The 17670-nt window shown below is 45.1% G+C and carries 15 protein-coding genes, 1 tRNA gene and 2 other annotated features; of the genes, 11 read left to right on the top strand and 5 right to left on the bottom strand.

Features of this window, described 5'->3' with window-relative positions:
- Nucleotides 1-41: 41 nt before the first annotated feature.
- Nucleotides 42-1646, bottom strand: a complete 1605-nt coding sequence (locus tag A5882_RS17300) for an amidohydrolase (protein WP_086373199.1) — start codon at nucleotides 1644-1646, stop codon at nucleotides 42-44.
- A complete protein-coding gene (locus A5882_RS17295) occupies nucleotides 1647-2726 on the bottom strand; it encodes a PotD/PotF family extracellular solute-binding protein (protein WP_061054440.1) in 1080 nt (359 codons plus the stop codon).
- A gap of 267 nt (nucleotides 2727-2993) precedes the next feature.
- On the opposite strand from A5882_RS17295, the gene A5882_RS17290 reads away from it, so the two are divergent.
- From A5882_RS17290 to A5882_RS17275, 4 genes are all read left to right on the top strand, one after another.
- The gene (locus A5882_RS17290) at nucleotides 2994-3962 is read left to right on the top strand and encodes an NADP-dependent oxidoreductase (protein WP_034878421.1); all 969 of its coding nucleotides are present in this window, start codon (nucleotides 2994-2996) and stop codon (nucleotides 3960-3962) included.
- 14 nt (nucleotides 3963-3976) lie between these two features.
- Complete coding sequence (locus tag A5882_RS17285; protein WP_005234536.1) at nucleotides 3977-4339, top strand: TIGR02328 family protein; 363 nt, start codon at nucleotides 3977-3979, stop codon at nucleotides 4337-4339.
- A gap of 153 nt (nucleotides 4340-4492) precedes the next feature.
- Nucleotides 4493-5554, top strand: coding sequence for an LLM class flavin-dependent oxidoreductase (locus tag A5882_RS17280; protein ID WP_086373198.1), 1062 nt, complete (start codon nucleotides 4493-4495; stop codon nucleotides 5552-5554).
- The gene (locus tag A5882_RS17275) at nucleotides 5547-6263 is read left to right on the top strand and encodes an NADPH-dependent F420 reductase (protein WP_086373197.1); all 717 of its coding nucleotides are present in this window, start codon (nucleotides 5547-5549) and stop codon (nucleotides 6261-6263) included. The genes A5882_RS17280 and A5882_RS17275 overlap by 8 nt, the downstream gene beginning before the upstream one ends.
- Before the next feature lie 234 nt (nucleotides 6264-6497).
- Here A5882_RS17275 and A5882_RS17270 read toward each other — a convergent pair whose 3' ends face one another.
- A complete protein-coding gene (locus A5882_RS17270) occupies nucleotides 6498-6950 on the bottom strand; it encodes a DIP1984 family protein (protein ID WP_005234539.1) in 453 nt (150 codons plus the stop codon).
- Between the two features lie 221 nt (nucleotides 6951-7171).
- Nucleotides 7172-7400 (top strand) — a binding site (T-box leader).
- A gap of 111 nt (nucleotides 7401-7511) precedes the next feature.
- On the opposite strand from A5882_RS17270, the gene A5882_RS17260 reads away from it, so the two are divergent.
- Nucleotides 7512-9164 carry a peptide ABC transporter substrate-binding protein gene (locus A5882_RS17260; RefSeq protein ID WP_086373195.1) on the top strand — a complete coding sequence of 551 codons (1653 nt, stop codon included), beginning with the start codon at nucleotides 7512-7514 and terminating at the stop codon, nucleotides 9162-9164.
- A gap of 93 nt (nucleotides 9165-9257) precedes the next feature.
- Here the strand turns inward: A5882_RS17260 and A5882_RS17255 are convergent.
- A tRNA-Leu gene (locus A5882_RS17255) sits at nucleotides 9258-9339 on the bottom strand.
- A gap of 631 nt (nucleotides 9340-9970) precedes the next feature.
- Nucleotides 9971-10210 (top strand) — a binding site (T-box leader).
- Between the two features lie 92 nt (nucleotides 10211-10302).
- Between A5882_RS17255 and A5882_RS17250 the strand changes: the two genes are divergently transcribed.
- The 6 genes from A5882_RS17250 (at nucleotide 10303) to A5882_RS17225 (ending at nucleotide 16400) form a co-directional block, all read left to right on the top strand.
- The gene (locus tag A5882_RS17250) at nucleotides 10303-11151 is read left to right on the top strand and encodes an S-adenosyl-l-methionine hydroxide adenosyltransferase family protein (protein WP_008379156.1); all 849 of its coding nucleotides are present in this window, start codon (nucleotides 10303-10305) and stop codon (nucleotides 11149-11151) included.
- Nucleotides 11148-11702 carry an ECF-type riboflavin transporter substrate-binding protein gene (locus A5882_RS17245; protein ID WP_005234545.1) on the top strand — a complete coding sequence of 185 codons (555 nt, stop codon included), beginning with the start codon at nucleotides 11148-11150 and terminating at the stop codon, nucleotides 11700-11702. Before A5882_RS17250 ends, A5882_RS17245 begins: the two co-directional genes overlap by 4 nt.
- A gap of 26 nt (nucleotides 11703-11728) precedes the next feature.
- Complete coding sequence (locus A5882_RS17240) at nucleotides 11729-13438, top strand: ABC transporter ATP-binding protein (protein ID WP_086373194.1); 1710 nt, start codon at nucleotides 11729-11731, stop codon at nucleotides 13436-13438.
- Nucleotides 13428-14258 (top strand): energy-coupling factor transporter transmembrane protein EcfT, encoded by an 831-nt coding sequence (locus tag A5882_RS17235; protein WP_005234547.1) that lies wholly within the window; start codon nucleotides 13428-13430, stop codon nucleotides 14256-14258. The genes A5882_RS17240 and A5882_RS17235 overlap by 11 nt, the downstream gene beginning before the upstream one ends.
- Before the next feature lie 445 nt (nucleotides 14259-14703).
- Complete coding sequence (locus tag A5882_RS17230) at nucleotides 14704-15588, top strand: ABC transporter ATP-binding protein (RefSeq protein WP_016613660.1); 885 nt, start codon at nucleotides 14704-14706, stop codon at nucleotides 15586-15588.
- Nucleotides 15585-16400 carry an ABC transporter permease subunit gene (locus tag A5882_RS17225; protein ID WP_086297638.1) on the top strand — a complete coding sequence of 272 codons (816 nt, stop codon included), beginning with the start codon at nucleotides 15585-15587 and terminating at the stop codon, nucleotides 16398-16400. The genes A5882_RS17230 and A5882_RS17225 overlap by 4 nt, the downstream gene beginning before the upstream one ends.
- A 284-nt stretch (nucleotides 16401-16684) precedes the next feature.
- On the opposite strand, the gene A5882_RS17220 is transcribed toward A5882_RS17225, so the two are convergent.
- A complete protein-coding gene (locus A5882_RS17220) occupies nucleotides 16685-17575 on the bottom strand; it encodes a neutral zinc metallopeptidase (protein ID WP_016613658.1) in 891 nt (296 codons plus the stop codon).
- Between the last annotated feature and the right edge of the window lie 95 nt (nucleotides 17576-17670).

The following is a 17670-nucleotide window of genomic DNA, read 5'->3' as shown; positions in this document are numbered from 1 at the left end:
ACCACGCGTAAAACACGCGTGGTCCATATCAGGGGTTCATGTTAGTTGCCCCGATAAACAAATCGTCCATCAAATACGGTGGCTTCAACGGTCGTTTGAAGCAATTCTTCGGCAGTTAAAGGCAAGATGTTTTGTGACAAAATACAAAGATCGGCTAAACAGCCAACTTCTAATTGACCGATATCTTGCCGACTCAAGGCTTTGGCGGCGCCTGCGGTGTGGGCATAGAGGGCATCGGCGATGGTGATTTTTTCCTGTGGCATCAATCCGCCTGCTGGCTGGCCATTTTTTTCTTTCCGAGCAACCGCATAATACAGCGAGTCTAAAGGGGGCACGTCGATCACGACCGGCGTATCAGTCCCAAAAGCCAAGGTGGCACCTTGCTCTAGAAAGGATTGAAAAGGAAACATTTGACTGGCACGCTGAGGTCCTACTTCTTCATCGAGGGTCTCATAACCGACTAATAAATGGCTAGGCTGTACGGAGAGTACCAGTTGTTCTTGGCGAACTAGTGGCAAATCGGCGGCATCCATCACTTCCAAGTGTTCCAAGGTATTGGCTTTTCCTTTAGAAAGCGGGTGAGCAGCAGCACTTTCTTGATAAAAGAGGAGTGCTTGTCGAATCGCTTCATCACCGATGGTATGGATGCGCATCGGCCAGTCTTGCTGGTTAGCTTGTAATATAAAGCGGCGCATCCGTTGAACATCGATCAACGGCATCCCGACATCACCAGCAAAATACGGTGTTTCATATTCCGCTTTTAAAAAAGCGGTGTGAGTACTCGTCACGCCGTCAAAAAATTGTTTGACGCCGCCCATTTGTACTTTTTCGGAGCGATACGTACGGTAAGTTTCTTTTAGTTGTGTGATGTCTTCTCGCATGGCTGGATAAAAGACAGCGCGCAAGGTCGCTTCTGCTTCCGTTTGTCGATAAAGATTGGGGTAGACCAAATCGTCCCAGCTTTCTCCTGTCAAGGCAACATCGCCGATCGTCGTGATGCCGTATTGATTGAGCTGTTTCATATAGGTCAAAAACGCAGCAGGGCTTTGAGCTTGGAATGACTGTAAGACCTTTGCTAAATAATGAATGGCGATCGCTTCTAAAAAGCAGCCGCTTAATTGTCCGCTGTTTTCGTCAAGCAATGCCTCCCCGCTGATCCCCGTTGGCAAGTTCTCAGGTGTGATCCCTAAAGCAGCGATCCCTTGGCTATTCAACCAAATGCTGTGGGCATCACCGGAAATCAGCATGACAGGCGTGTCGGCACAATAGTTGTCGATCGAATCTTTCGTTGGGTAGACTTGCTGACCGAAATCACTGCTGAACCAGCCGATGCCGATTTTCCATCCATGGGTGATGGGCAGCGCGGGCACTTGCTGGGCAACGGCTTCTTCTGTCACTCCCGTAAGATGGGTCAGTGCCCCTTGATGGAGTAATGCGGAAAGATAAAAATGAACATGAGCATCAATAAAGCCCGGGATGATCATTTGTTCTTTGAGATCAATGACCTGGGTGTCTTCAGCAAGTGTTGGCAGCGCTGAAAGAGGACCCACAGCCGTGATTTTCTGGTCTTCTATCAGGAGAAAGCCCGCAAAAGTCGTTTTCGTTTTGGTATCAAAGATGTGTTCAGATTTTAGTAATAGTGACAATTATAATCCCAACTTCCATTCAAGGAAAAGGTCGTTGTAAAGCTCAACCGCTTCTTTTCCTAAGTATTCATAATGTTCCATTTGTTCCATCGCACTTGGCTCAGGGTAGAAAGCTTTGTCAGCAGTCAGTTCAGCCGGTAGCATGGCTTTGGCCGTTTCACTCGGCGTGGCATAGCCTACGTATTCGGCATTTTGTGCGGCATTTTCTGGGCGGAGCATAAAATTGATGAAGGCGTAGGCTCCTTCAAGATTACCAACGGTTTTCGGGATCGCAAAATTGTCTGTCCAAATCGCACCGCCGTCATTGGGAACGATATAGGTGACGGCAGGATTTTCCGCCATCACATAAGCGGCATCGCCCGAATACCCGATTCCTAAAGGGGCATCGTTGTTGATCATCAAGGTTTTGATCTCGTCGGTCAAAACTGCTTTGACATTGGGACGGATACTTTCCAGCTTCTTCAAGGCTTTGGCGACTTTGGTCGGGTCTTTTTCATTTTGGGAAAGACCGAGCGTCTGTAACGCGATTCCTAAGGTTTCGCGAGCACCATCCACCATCAATACATCATTTTTAAATGCAGGGTTCCATAAATCCCCCCAGCCATGGATCGAAGAAACATCGACTTCTTCAGTATTTGCCATGATCCCGATCGTGCCCCAAAAATAGGGGATCGAATAGGTATTGTTTGGATCAAAGGCTTGATCCATCAAAAAAGGCGACAGATCTTCCGTTCCCGTCAATTTCTGATGATCTAAAGGCACTAACAGTCCTTCTTCGATCATTTTCGGAATGATCGATTCGCTAGGGAAAACCAAATCATAGCGTGAGCCGCCTTGTTTGATTTTTGTTTCCATCGCTTCGTTGGAGTCAAATGTATTATAAATCACTGAGTAACCAGTCTCAGTTTCGAATGTTTTGATCAATTCGGGGTCAATATATTCGCCCCAATTGTAAATAATCACTGTATTTTTGTCAGACGACGTTGCTGCCCCCGATTCTTTCGTTAACACCGAAGCACCGAAAAACAGCAATGCGGTGATGCCGATCACACCGCCAAAAAATACCCACAACCTTTTCAATTCATCAATTCCTTCTTTCTTTACAATTTCGTATTTCTTGAGTAGCGTAATTGATTTTTAAAGAAAAGGCAATAAAAAAATGAAGAAAAAATAAACCCGTTTCTTTCAAGGCTTAGCAGGAGGAATGGCCAGGTGGCTGCGGCAGTTTCCAAACATATCATTTGTCAAATTTCTTCCTTTTGCCTAAGCTAGGGAAGTGAGAAATCAAGGGATGGAAAAACAGGAACCTCTCTTTGATGAAGAATGAATGTAAGGAGTGAAGCATCAATGGAAACACGTGCTGTCGTTATTGAAGCCTATGGTGGAAAAGACCAATTAAAAGAAGCAACGGTCCAATTACCAGAATTAAAAGCAAATCAATTATTAGTCAAAGTTGCCGCAACATCCATCAACCCAATCGATTGGAAATTAAGAGAAGGCTATTTGAAACAAATGTTTCCATGGGACTTCCCAATTATTTTAGGATGGGATGTCGCAGGGGATATCGTAGAAATAGGCGCTGACGTGACAGAATTCAAAGTTGGTGATGCAATCTATGCCCGCCCTGAAACGACTCGTTTTGGGACGTATGCTGATTATGCCATCGTGGATGCTGAGTTAGCAGCGATTAAACCAGAAAACCAAAACTACGCAGAAGCAGCTGCAGTGCCATTAGCTGGTTTGACTGCTTACCAAGCGTTGTTTGAACACGGTCGTTTAAAAGAAGGGGAAAAAGTCTTGATCCATGCCGGAGCAGGCGGAGTTGGTACCTATGCGATCCAACTGGCCAAAGCAGTTGGCGCTTACGTCATCACGACGGCTAGTCCACGTAACCATGAGTTATTGCAAAAACTTGGTGCCGATGAGATCATCGATTACCACACGACAGATTTTGAAGAAGTCTTGCAAGACATCGATTTGGTCTTTGATACGATGGGGGGCGACACCCAGAAGAAAAGTTTCACTGTCTTAAAACCTAAGGGCCGTCTGATCTCGATTTTGAGTATTGAAGACGAAGACTTGGCAAAAGAAAAAGACATCTTCGCCAAAGCAGTTTGGTTACGAACCAACGGCAAACAATTGGCAGAATTGACAGAGCTGATCGAAGCGGAAAAAGTCAACAGTGTCATCGGTGCAACCTTCCCATTGACGGCACAAGGAATTTACGATGCCCACGCATTGAGTGAGACACATCATGCGGTCGGCAAGATCGTTATTGAAAATCAAGACAATTTCATCAGCCAAGACGCAGAATAAAGGAGGCTGAACCGATGCGCTTATGGCATGAAGCACTGATACTTGCTTTGCCTCGGCAGCAGCTGTTAGGCCAGCATCGTGAAGCAGCAGCCTTACGAGGGTTAGGCTGGGGCAAGAAGCATGCAACCGTCGATTACGTTTTTACTCATCCACCCTATAAATTGTTTCAATACCATCAGTTAGTGCTGGATGAAATGACTCGTCGAGGCTATCGGCCAGCACCTGAATGGTACGATCCGGCGTATCGTGGCAAAAATCTGCCGCTGGAATCATCCGTTCAAGCCGTCCCTTTGACTACGCCGATCTATCCAGAACATGATGAAGCATACTTGGAAGAATGCTTAGTGAATCTCCATCGTAAGGGGATCTATCTTTAAAGACCAAACACTTTCCTGAATTTTTGTTCGGGAAAGTGTTTTTTTCGCTTTAAAATCGGTAACTTACAAAAAGTAAGCATATTGTTCGCAACTTTTTTTGTTCCTTGTTATAGTGAGAACAGAGAATCAGTAATGAGAAATGAGGAAAAGAAAATGACCATCAATCACAGAAATCTTGAATTTGGGTTAGATACTTTTGGCGATCTAGCCTTTGATGATACAACGAAAGAACGAATCAGTTACAGCGAATCGTTGCGCAATATCGTAGCAGAAGGAAAATTAGCCGATGAAGTCGGCATCGATGTCATTGCCTTAGGGGAGCACCATCGGGAAGAATATTCGATCTCAAGTCCTGATACGGTACTAGCGGCTTTAGCAATGGTTACCAAAACCATCAAATTAGGTACCGGTGTAACCGTCTTGAGTTCGGATGATCCTGTGCGGGTCTACGAACGGTTCGCGACCGTTGATGCGTTGTCGAACGGTCGCGCACAAATCATGCTGGGACGAGGATCTTTTACTGAATCATTCCCTCTATTCGGCTATGACTTGCAAGATTATGAAGAACTATTTGAAGAAAAAACAGCAATGTTCAGTGAATTGAGAAAAGGCAAACCATTAACTTGGGAAGGCAAGTTTACGCAATCCTTAAAACATGCCGACGTTTTTCCAAAAATTGAGGGGCATCAACTAGATACCTATGTGGGTGTCGGTGGAACCCCTGAATCGATCATTCGTGCCGTCCGTTATGGGTTTCCTGTTATGTTAGCGATCATCGGTGGCGAACCCGCTCGTTTTGCGCCCTATGTTGACCTATATAAAAAGGCAGCGCAGCAACTAGGGCAACCGATTTTACCAATCGGCATGCACTCCCATGGTGTGATCGCCGACACCGATGAAGAAGCCTATGAAATCGGCTGGAACTACATCAAAAAGAGCATGGACAAAATCGGTCTTGATCGCGGCTGGCCAGCCATGAGCAAAGAGCGCTTTGACTTTGAAGTCGAACATGGGTCTTATTATGTAGGCAGTCCAGAAACCGTGGCGCAAAAAATCGCTCGTATGATGCCGCAAGTCGGAGTACAACGCTTTGATCTGGTATACGGTACTGGCGGCCAGCTGCAAAAAGACCGTTTCAAAACGATTGAATTGTATGGAACCAAAGTGATTCCACGGGTGAAAGAATTGTTGGCAGCAGGTGATGGCAATGCCTAAAACCATCGGTATTTTAGGCGCAGGCAAGTTAGGCTTAGCGCTCGCAAATCTTGGTGCCCAGGCGGGCTATCGGGTCTTGATCGCCAGTACGAAGCCAGCAGAAAAAATCGCCTTGTCCGTTTCTGTGTTGGCTCCGGGAGCGATCGCAAAAAATGCCGCTGAAGTGATGGCGGAAGCTCAAACGATCATTTTGGCAATCCCATTGAGTAAGTACCAACAGCTGCCGGCAGAAGCATTGGCTGGCAAGCTAGTGATCGATGCCATGAATTATTGGTGGGAAGTCGATGGCAAAGAAACAGAATACTCATCCATCGAGCAGACTTCTTCGGAACGTGTGCAACGCTATTTTTCCCAAAGTAAAGTAGTCAAAGGATTCAATCATATGGGGTACCACGACATCCAAGAGGAATCCTTGCTGACGAGAACGGCTGCTCAAGGAACTACCAAAAAAGCCATCGCCATTGCTGGTGATGACCAAACCGCCCTCGATCAGACAGACGAAATCGTTGCCGCTTTCGGTTTTGATCCCTTTCCTATCGGTGCTTTAGCTAATGGCATCATGTTAGAACCCGGCAGCCCTTTCTTCGGAGCCAATCAAAACAAAGAGGGATTGACGGCATTGATGAAGGAGTTTTGGAGCAGTGAGAAAGGGCAAGCGTTTCTGGCGCGTCCTTCCGCTGTGAGTAACAAGCAGCAGGCTTCGCAGTAAAAGAGCCGCCTCCATGTACGACTGGATACGATAAAAACAACCCTCTTCTCAAAAAAGAAGAGGGTTTTCCCATCCAGTCAAATCAGCACGTGGTCGCTAAAAAATACAATGTGATTGCTACGATTGTGATTCGTAAGCAGTGGTTGTTACGTTTACGTCTCTGCCAGACGTTCCATAGTGTACATATCAGCCTGTACCTGCTTTGTGCTCGCCTTTGACACCCACCCATATTGATTAAAGATCGACCAGCCAGTTGGTTTGTTGGATCTTTCCATCTAATTCTCGCAGCTGCTTGGCGGTCGCATTCAATTGCTCCGTTAGCGTTTTTGTATCGATCGTACGCACCAGTCGAATTTCGTTGCGACCTATTCGGGGAGCTGCTTTGGTTTCATCCAGTGCTTGCGTTAGCAGTGCATGCTTGCGGCGCAGCTGTTCTCGCTGTTCTAGTGCTTCCATCAGCAATAACGCACTATCTGCTAAAGAGGCAGTCGCATTTTTCCGATTGATGGCAACGACTAATTCTGAATATTGTTGATTGATCTCATCGTATTCCTTGAACAATTCTGTGATACTACGATCCAAGGTATCGCCTTCTTGGACTAACACACTGCTAGAGATCTCGTTACGTAATTGAAACAGACGATTGTTCAAATCCCGTCTTAAAAGTAACGCTTCTGCTAATTTCATTTTGGCACACTCCTTTTTACAAATGAGAACAGCTTATCTAGTTCTTATCCTAGAGAAGAACGTGATGAAAGGCAAGCAAGATGCAAAAAAAGGTCTGCCAGAAAAATCATAAAAAACTGAATATTCGCAATTCTTGTTGACTTCCAAAAACACCAATAGTATACTTTATAACAATCATGAAATAGACAAAAAAACGTCATTTACCTGTTTTTTAGATAAAAAGAAAGACGATGAAGAGAAGAGTAGCTTTGGAATCTGTTAGAAGAGAACCCGGATGGTGAGAAAGGGCAGCAGAAAAAAAGTGAAGATGAGCTCTGAGTGATCTGATTTGTTCACGCAAATCAGACGGAAAGCAGCCGTTATCGTGCCAAGTATCTTAGCGTACTGTTGAGGTGCCATTTGTGAGGATGGTGCGAAAAAGGGTGGTAACACGAAAATCTCGTCCCTTTGTTTGTCAAAATTGATAAGCAAAGGGATGAGGTTTTTTCTTTTTATCGATGAATGCGTTTTTGCCGTCATGAAAAACACTTGCGTTGGTTGCGCAATCACATAGGAGGAAGAATGGAAATGATCTGGAAGAAGCGTTTATTGGTTGCAGCAGGAGTGATTGGGTTGACCCTTTCCGGCTGCACGACAACAGGAAATACCGAGGGATCAGAGGCTGAAACTAACGGAGCGCCGAATCAAGCGATTGCGGTGAGTCTACCGGCTGAGCTGACGACTCTCGATACGACTCAAACGACGGATAAAGCAACATTTACCATCGTTCAACATTTATTCGAAGGGCTTTACCGTTTCGATGAAAACAGTGAACCAGTTCCGGGCTTGGCAGAAGGAGTCGAAATCAGTGAAGATGGCAAAACCTATACCTTTACCTTGCGAGAGGATGCGAAGTGGAGCAATGGCGAAGCGATCACTTCAGCTGACTTTGCTTATGCGTGGAAAAAGTTAGTCGATCCAGCAACGATGGGACCTAACGCCTATTTGTTAGATAATGTAGTTAATAGTAAAGACATTCGTGAAGGCAATGCTGATATAGAAACGATTGGTCTGGAGACCCCAGATGACGCGACCTTTATCGTGCAGTTGGAGCAGCCACAGCCATCCTTTTTATCCTTGATTTCCATCGGCTGGTTGGCACCGCAAAACCAAGCCTTTGTTGAAGAAAAAGGTGATACCTATGCTCGTACAAGTGAAGATTTGCTGTATTCTGGTCCCTTTACCTTGACCGATTGGCAACAGACTGGGGATGAGTGGACATTGGTGAAAAATGACCAATACTATGATGCTGATGTCGTTCAATTGGAGGAGATCAAAGGCTCCACCATCAAAGAAGAAAATACTGGGATCCAATTGTTTGAAAGCGGCGACCTGGATTTGCAAAAAATCAGTGGGATCTACGTTCAACAATATGGAGACAATGAAGAGCTAGTTACGCAAAATGATGTTGCGAACTTTTTCTTAGACTTTAACAAAACGGCCAACGATGCCTTGGCAAATGTTCATGTGCGTAAAGCGATCGCGTTGGCGATCGACAAAGAAAGTCTCGTGGATAATGTGTTGAACGATGGAGCGAAAGTTTTAAACGGGCTGGTCCCCACCGGCTTAGCTACGAATCCAAATACTGGCGAAGATTTTCGAGCATATAGCGGTGATTACAACTTGTATGATTTAGAGGCGGCCAAGGAAGAGTGGGAAAAAGCCCAAGCGGAAATTGGCGAAAGTACGACGTTGCGTTTATTAGTGACAGATGATGACAATGGTCAAAAAATCGGGGAGTACTTGCAAAGCCAACTGCAAGAAAACTTGCCAGGCTTGTCGATCTCCATCAACAAACAGCCACGTGCCAGCTTGAATCAATCAAGAGCAAATAGTGATTACGAGCTTTCCGTTTCTGGCTGGATCGCTGGAAGTAGTGACATGGATATGTTCTTTATCTTATACAAAAATGGCGCTTCCTTTAACTACGGCGGCTATGTCAACGAAGAATATACGGCATTGACGGAAGATGCTCGCACCGTTCATGCCAATGACCCCGATCAATATTTTGAAGATTACAAAGCGGCAGAAGAAATTTTGTTGGAACAAGATGCTGCGCAAGTCCCTCTATACCAGAGTGCTTCAAATTATCTGATCAAATCAAATGTAAAAGACATCCAATTCCCAGCCTATGGCGCGCATTTCTTTTTCCGCACCGCCTATGTCAGTGAATAAGGAGAAAAATAGCTGAATGAAGAGCGCATGTTTATTCGATGAACATGCGCTTTTTGCAACAAAAAAAGCAGTTCAGAAAGCTGAACTGCTAAATGCGGAAGATGGGAGTTGAACCCACACGAGATAAACTCACACGCGCCTGAAGCGTGCGCGTCTGCCATTCCGCCACTTCCGCATAAGATAAAGATAATCCTTTCTAGGAAGAAATGCAAGTCCAATCTCACAAAAAGGAGCCCGCCAGCGGGGACTGGCGGGATAGGAGTAAAAATGAAAAAGTGTTAGGGTTGTTTGTTGGTATGCATTTATAATAGCGTGTAAATGTGAAAAAAAATTGACGAATCAAACAGAATTCTGAGAAGAAATCGCCAAGAAAAAGTGAAACTAGATAAAACAATCAGAAGACAAAAAGGAGCCCGCCAGCGGGGACTGACGGGATAGGAGTAAAAATGAAAAAGTGTTAGGGTTGTTTGTTGGTATGCATTTATAATAGCGTGTAAATGTGAAAAAAAGTTGACGAATCAAACAGAATTCTGAGAAGAAATCGCCAAGAAAAAGTGAAACCATGTAAAACAGTCAGAAGACAAAAAGGAGCCCGCCAGCGGGGACTGGCGGGAAGGAGTAAAAATGAAAAAGTGTTAGGGTTGTTTGTTGGTATACAAGTATCATACCGAGAAAATATGAAGAATTTTCGAGCGAAATTTAGGAATTGCGTGAATATTTTGACAAATTATGCCTTCTGTTTGAATTTTTTCTTAAAAGAGAATTGACAAAAGGCACAAGCTTTGATAATTTAAATGAAACAAAATGCAAACGCGATGAAAAAGAAAGTAGAATCAAGGAAGTTGTCTAGCAGAGAGTTCCGGTAGGTGGGAAGGAACGACAACGAATGATTTGAAAATGACTTTGGAGAGGATTTTCTGACTAATTAGGAAAATACGGTTGCCCCGTTAACAAGCGACAGTCTCCGAGTGTTTTCGGGTACTGAATGAGGTGAAGCCTGTGAAGGTTTTGCAGATTAAGGTGGTACCGCAGGTGATGCCCTTAGCTTTGGCTAAGGGCTTTTTTTGTGTCTGCACGGTCAGCTGTTTCAAGCGCAGGTTTTGTTAAAAAGGAGAAAGGTTGTTGGGAGGAGAGAAAAATGCACAAATTAGTGGTTCAAACCGATTTTGGTTTGCAAGATGGAGCGGTTAATGCGATGTACGGGGTAGCTTATCAAGTGGCACCGGAGCTGGTCATTGCTGATTTGACTCATGAGATCGAGCCATACAACATTCATGATGCCAGCTATCGTCTGCTGCAAAGCGTCACCTATTGGCCGGCAGGAACGGTCTTTGTTTCAGTGGTCGATCCTGGCGTAGGGTCTGATCGACGAAGTGTGGTTGCCAAGTTGGCGACCGGACAGTTGGTTTTGACACCAGATAATGGCACACTGACTTATTTAGCGACTTATATCGGAATCACTGAACTACGGGTGATCAATGAGGCAACTGAGCGGTTGGCAGGATCAGCCGAAAGCCATACATTTCATGGTCGGGATGTTTATATGTATAACGCCGCGCGTCTCGCCAGTGGCGCCATCAGCTTTGATGAGCTAGGAACACCCGAACCTAAAAAAGCGATCCAAGTCTTTGCCATTGAAAAGCCAAGCCAAACAGCAGAAACGATCACTGGCACGATCGATATTCTTGATATTCGTTTTGGTTCGTTGTGGACGAATATTCCCCATACGTTCTTTAAGCAATGGCAGGTACAGTACAATGAGCCGCTGCTCGTCAGTATTTATTACCAAGATACGCTGCGTTATCAAGAAGAAGTGCGCTTCGGACGCTCTTTTGCGCAAGTGTCGGAAAATGAACCTGTCTTATATGTCAATTCCCTATTGAATATTGGTTTAGGGCTCAACTTGGCTTCATTTGCTGAAACCTATAAAATCGGGACTGGCACGAATTGGAAAATTACCCTCAAAAAAAGGAGAAATGAAAAATGAATCAATCAAAATTTACAGTAAAACACATTGTTGCTATCGGAATCGGTGCTGCCGTCTTTTTCGTCTTAAAACGTTTCGTCACGATTCCAACTGGTTTTCCAAATACAGATATCGCCACAGCCTATCCTTTCTTGGCACTATTAGGCGTTGTCTACGGTCCAATCGTTGCTGGTTTAGCGGGCTTTATCGGCCATGCCCTAGGAGATTTGACGACTTATGGTCCGTGGTGGTCTTGGATCGCCGCCTCTGGGATCTTAGGGGTGTTCTTCGGACTTTTGACTCGTTGGATTCCAATCCAGCAAGGAACCTTTGGCGCTAAAGAAATTCGGACCTTCTTGATTGGTGAATCGATCGCAAATTTGGTCGTCTGGGTGATCATTGCCCCAATCGGTGATATTTTGATCTATGGCGAACCAGCGAACAAAGTCTTTGCGCAAGGAGTCATCGCGGGATTGACCAACGCAGTCGTAACTGGGATAATCGGAGTGATCCTGCTAAAAGCCTATGCCCAAACCAAAACCAAAAAAGGCAGCTTGAGCAAGGAATCCTAAACAAAGAAATGTGTGAAGGCTAAAAAATGAAACAAAAAATCATTCAATTTACGAATTTTTCTTTCCAATATGATGCACAAGCGGAACCGACCTTGAAAAACATCGATCTAACGATCTTTGAAGGAGAAAAAGTCCTGATCGTCGGTGCTAGCGGTTCTGGCAAAAGTACATTAGGAAAATGTTTGAACGGTTTGATCCCGCAAAATGACGAAGGTAGTAGTACCGGAGCATTGACGATCGGTACCAATGCCTTTGGGCAAGCTTCCATCTATGAGCTGTCTTTGACCGTTGGCACGGTGCTGCAAGACACCGATAGCCAATTTGTAGGTTTGACCGTAGCAGAAGATATCGTGTTTTCCTTGGAAAACGATCAGCGTAGTCAAGCTGTGATGCAGGAGACGCTGCGCGTTTGGGCAGAAAAGACCGACTTAATGGATCATTTGGCAAAAAAACCGCAGGAATTATCGGGTGGCCAAAAGCAGCGTGTTTCAATGGCAGGTGTTTTGATCGACGAAACACCGATTCTACTATTTGATGAGCCCCTAGCCAACTTAGATCCGCAAACAGGTGTGGAAGCCATCAAAATGATCGACCAGCTGTATCAAGAGAAGCGTTTTACCACCATCATCATCGAACATCGCTTAGAAGAAGTGTTAGCCGCCGCTGTCGATCGCATCATCGTGATGGAAGAAGGCCGCATCATTACCGACAGTACACCGAATGAACTATTAAAAACGGACATGCTGCAGCAAGTCGGCATTCGTGAACCACTGTATTTAGCCGCTTTAAAAAAAGCGGGGGTTCCTGTGACCGATGCTGCTGATTTGGTCGCGGTAGAAGCATTTGCATCACATGAGATTGCCGAAAAACTGACTAGGTTTCAAAAGGAATATCCGAAATCGGCACTTCCTAGCCAACAGCCGCCGTTGTTGGAAGCGAAGAATTTATCGTTTTCTTACCAAGTGGGCAAACCAATCTTGCAGGCACTGGATTTTACCATCCATCAAGGAGAAATGATTAGTTTGGTTGGGCATAATGGCGCAGGAAAATCGACCTTGTCCCATTTGATTACCGGCTTTTTGACACCGACTTCTGGCAAGTTGCTTTGGCAAGGAACAGACATGGGCAATGATTCCATCAAAGAACGAGCGCAAAAAATCGGGTATGTTTTGCAAAACAGCAATCAAATGCTGTCAAAAAACTTCCTGTTTGACGAAGTTGCCTTAGGCTTGCGCAACCGAAATGTCCCAGAGGCTGAAATCACAGAAAAAGTTCATCAGACCTTGAAAATTTGTGGTCTTTATCCGTTTCGCTCATGGCCATTGTCGGCACTAAGTCATGGGCAAAAACGCCGAGCCGCCATTGCAGCGATCCTCGTCTTAGATCCTGAACTCATTTTATTGGATGAGCCGACAGCGGGACAAGACTATCGCCATTACACCGAAATGATGCAATTTTTACAGGAGTTGAACCAGCGGGGATTAACGATTGTTATGATCACCCACGATATGCACCTGATGTTGGAGTATACACAGCGGACGATCGTTTTGACGCAAGGAACGATTTTGCTGGACGCACCGCCAGAAGTTGTTTTAGCAGACAAACAAGTGGTGAGTGCCGCGAACCTTAAAGAAACCAGCTTGTATACACTGGCGACCCTTAACCAGTTGACAGATCCCGCCGCTTTTACAGCCGCCTTCATTGCCAGCGAGAAGGAGGGACACGATGGAGAGTAATCTAATCGGCTATCTTGACCGCAAAACGTGGATCCACCAATTAAGCGGTGCCGCAAAACTGATTTGTTTTTTGCTGCTATCCGTTATCGGGATGATCTCTTATGATACGCGTTTTCTTATTGGACTGGCATTGTTTTCGGTCTTTCTATTTGCCAGTGCTGGAATTCGCTACCGAGATATCGCTTTTGTATTAAAATTTATCATCTTCTTTTCGATTTTGAATTTGGTGGCGGTCTATCTTTTCGCTCCAGAATACGGGGTGGAGATCTACGGGACGCGCCACGTGATTTTCGAAGGGATCGGTCGGTATACATTGACCCAAGAGCAAGTGTTTTATGAGTTGAATCTGTTGATCAAATATTTTGTCACGATTCCGCCAGGGTTGATTTTCCTGTTTACCACTAATCCAAGCGAGTTGGCGTCCAGTATCAACCGCATCGGGATTTCCTACAAGATCGCCTATGCAGTCGCACTGGCTTTGCGTTACATCCCTGATATTCAAGAGGATTTTCGAACCATTGCCAAAGCGCAGCAAGCACGTGGCGTGGAGCTTTCTAAAAAAGCACCTTTGCGCAAACGAGTGGCAGGCAATGTCGCGATCGCGATTCCTTTGATTTTTTCCAGCTTGGAACGGATCGACCATATTTCTGCTGCCATGGAGCTAAGAAGGTTTGGCAAGCATAAGCAGCGTACCTGGCTGAAAGCTAAGCCGATCCAAGGCAAAGATCTCTTGGCGATTGCTGTCGTTTGCTTGATCGTGGCGCTTGGATTGTTCTTGATGGTCCTTAATGGCGGACGCTTCTACAATCCGTTTCGTTAACAAATCAACACATGAAAACTTAAAAAAACGGACTCATTGTCAATAATGAAAGTGGGACGGATGAATCAACTCTGATTCATCCGGTCCCATAAATGATCGAGACAAAAAACGCAGGACAGTCAGTCAATTGACTTTAGCGAGTGCTACATTTGCTAAAGCCAGTTGCTGCTAGGTCTGCGTTTTTTTGCCGATAAAAAAAAGGAGCCCGCCAGCGGGGACTGGCGGGATAGGAGTAAAAATGAAAAAGTGTTAGGGTTGTTTGTTGGTATGTATTGATAATAGCGGGAAAATGTGAAAAATATCGGAAGAGAAAGTAATAGAAGTGTGTCAATCTTTTGATGATTTTCGTAAAACATTCCAGCGGAACCCTTTTAGGTCTTTGATTGACGGAAACACGAAATAAGGCTACACTGATGGCATCAAAGCAGTACAAGGAGGGGACAGGATGGATGCCATTACGATCAACGGATTAAGCAAACAATACAACAAGAAGTACGCCATCGAGAATGTATCATTGCAAGTGGCAGAAGGAGAGATTTTTGGCTTTATCGGACCAAATGGTGCGGGAAAATCAACGACCATCAAAGTATTGTTGAATTTTATTAAACCGGATGCAGGGCATGCGGCGATTTTTGGACGAGATTGCCAACAAGCAGCCAAAGAAATCAAGACGTTTACTGGATATGTTTCCAGTGATGTACGGTTTTATTCAAAAATGACGACAGCAGAATTGCTGGCATTTACGGCAGATTTTCATCAAGTCAAGCAGCCAAAAAAAGAGATTCAGAATTTGATGGAGCTTTTTCAAATTGATCCAAACAAATCGATCGCAGAACTTTCTTTGGGCAACAAGAAAAAAGTCGGGCTTGCGAGCGCCTTGATTGCACAACCGAGAATGTTGATTTTAGATGAACCGACCAATGGCTTAGATCCCTTGATTCAAAAACGGCTGTTTGAAGAGCTCCTTAGAAGAAACAAACAGGGGATGACGATTTTTCTATCTAGCCATGATTTGCATGAAATTCAGACCTATGCCCATCGGACCGCCTTTATTCGTGAAGGACAGATCATCACCGTGAAAGAACTGAGTGAGGAAGAAAATTTCGGCAAAGTTGTAACGCTCACGAATGAGGGGAGCCTCTCATTAGCCGGCTTGGAAAACGTGCAAGTTCTTGCTCAGGAATCACACAGCTTGCGTTTTTTCTATCAAGGGGACATGAATCAGCTGGCACATTTTTTAACCAATCCTGCCATTAAAGAGTTCACGATCGAACACCCAACCCTTGAACAGCAATTTATGCTGCTCTATGAAGGAGGTTCTCAAAAATGACTTTAATGAAAATCGACCTTAAAAATACCTTCAAAGGCTGGCTGGTCTGGACGATCCTTTTTGCAGCAATCATTTTTGCATTTACGGCTATCTATCCTCAAATGATCACGCCAGAAATGAAAACGTCCTTAGACCAGATGTTGGGCTCTTTCAGCCCAGAATTACTAGGCATCTTTAACATCCAACTGACAGGACCCTCAAGCTTGGTTTCACCGACAGGCTTTTTCGGGTACTACTTTCAATACTTATTTATCGCCGCGTGTATTTATGGGATGCTTTTAGGCTTGAACAGTCTGATCACTGAAGAATCAGAAGGAACGATCGAGTATTTATATGCTCAGCCTATTAGCCGCAGAGAAATCGCTGGGTGGAAGTTCCTCGCCCGATTGTTGCTGCTGACTGGCTTTTGGCTGATTGCCTATGGCAGTAGTCTGGCCTCGTTTGCTCTATTCAAACTACCAGGAGACGACCTGTCCTCTTTTATAGAAGAAATCAGCAAAATCTTCGTTGCCGAGTATGGTGTCTTAGTCTTCTTCCTCTGTCTAGGTTTCTTTTTATCCACGATCTTGCGTTCCAGCAAACAAACCGCAAGTGTCGGCTTAGGCTGCGTGTTCGGTCTGTATTTGCTCGGCATCGTGGGGGAACTCTACGATAAATTGGAATGGCTGGCAGGACTTTCGCCTGTGCGGATGGCATTACCCGTCCAACTCATGGATAACGGCGCCACATCAATCCTATGGGTACTGCTGATCGGTGTATTGTGTTTCTTTGGCACCTTTTACCGTTACGAGCGCAAAGACTTGCAGGTCTGAGCACTACAATCAAAAGACAAAAAAGAGCCTGTCAGCGGGGACTGACAGGCAAAGGAGTAAAAATGAAAAAGTGTTAGGGTTGTTTGTTGGTATGCTTATATAATAGTCTCGAAATGTGAAAAAAGTATGACGAAGCAGGCACGTTTTTGCGAAAAAATCGTTGCGAAAGTTAAGAAAGCCTAAAGTGCCCCTTCACCAAAAGGCTTGAAGGGACACCCAGAACCTAAAAACACTCCGAAGCAGCAGGCGGTTCATGCTGTTACGGAGTGTTTTTTTAGTTGAAGCTACTTGCTCAAATCAAGGCTATCGACATTAAAGGTGTCGCCATGTGCTAAGTCACCATAACGATAGCCACGGTTAAACCAGTCCACGCGCTGCTGCGATGTGCCGTGCGTAAAACTATCTGGAACAACATAGCCTTGGTATTCTTTTTGCAGCGTATCATCCCCGATGGCATTGGCAGCCGTGATCGCTTCTTGAATATCGCCAGCTTCTAAAATCGGCTGTCCTTGATAGGTTTCGCCTTGCAAATATTTCGCAAAGGTACCAGCTAAGTAGTCAGCTTGCAACTCCAAGCGAACGCTGTACTGGTTGTACTCCTTCTCTGAAACTTGCTGGCGGATTTTTTCCAATTGTTGGGTGATCCCCAGCTCATTTTGCACATGATGACCGACTTCATGGGCGATGACATAGGCCATTGCAAAGTCGCCGCTTGCGCCATATTTATCAGAAAGCTCATTGGCAAAACTCAGATCAAGGTACACATTCTCATCTGCTGGGCAATAAAACGGACCAACCTGTGACGTGGCATATCCGCATGCCGACTGGACACTTCCCGTAAATAATACGAGTGTTGGGTCTTGATAGGTTTCTTGCCGCTCTTGAAAAACGTCTTGCCAGTAATCTTCTAAATAGCCGAACACGACTGCGGAAAACTCTTTTTCTTCCGTGTACTCACTGGTGCCCACATTTTCTGTCTGGTAATTGGCTGCTTGTCCGCTGCCACCCAAGACATCCGGCAGCGAATTTAAATCACCACCGCTAAACAGGAAAAATAAAACAGCGATGATCACCGTACCGATCCCGCCACCAGCAGCCAACATCCCACCTGAGCCAGATGATCGCCCCGTTCGATCATCGACATTGCTGCTTTGTCTACCCCCACGCCATTTCATGTTATCTCCTCCTATATAAATCCTAGCTTAATTATAAGAGAAAGGCGGCAGATTGTGAAAAAAAGCGCCTTGAAATTGTTATAAAATGCCTTCAG

This window comes from Enterococcus sp. 4E1_DIV0656 (assembly GCF_002140695.1).
Classification (GTDB): Bacteria; Bacillota; Bacilli; order Lactobacillales; family Enterococcaceae; genus Enterococcus_D; species Enterococcus_D entomosocium.
The sequence above is the reverse complement of the archived record's forward strand: the minus strand, read 5'-3'. Positions and strand labels throughout refer to the sequence as shown.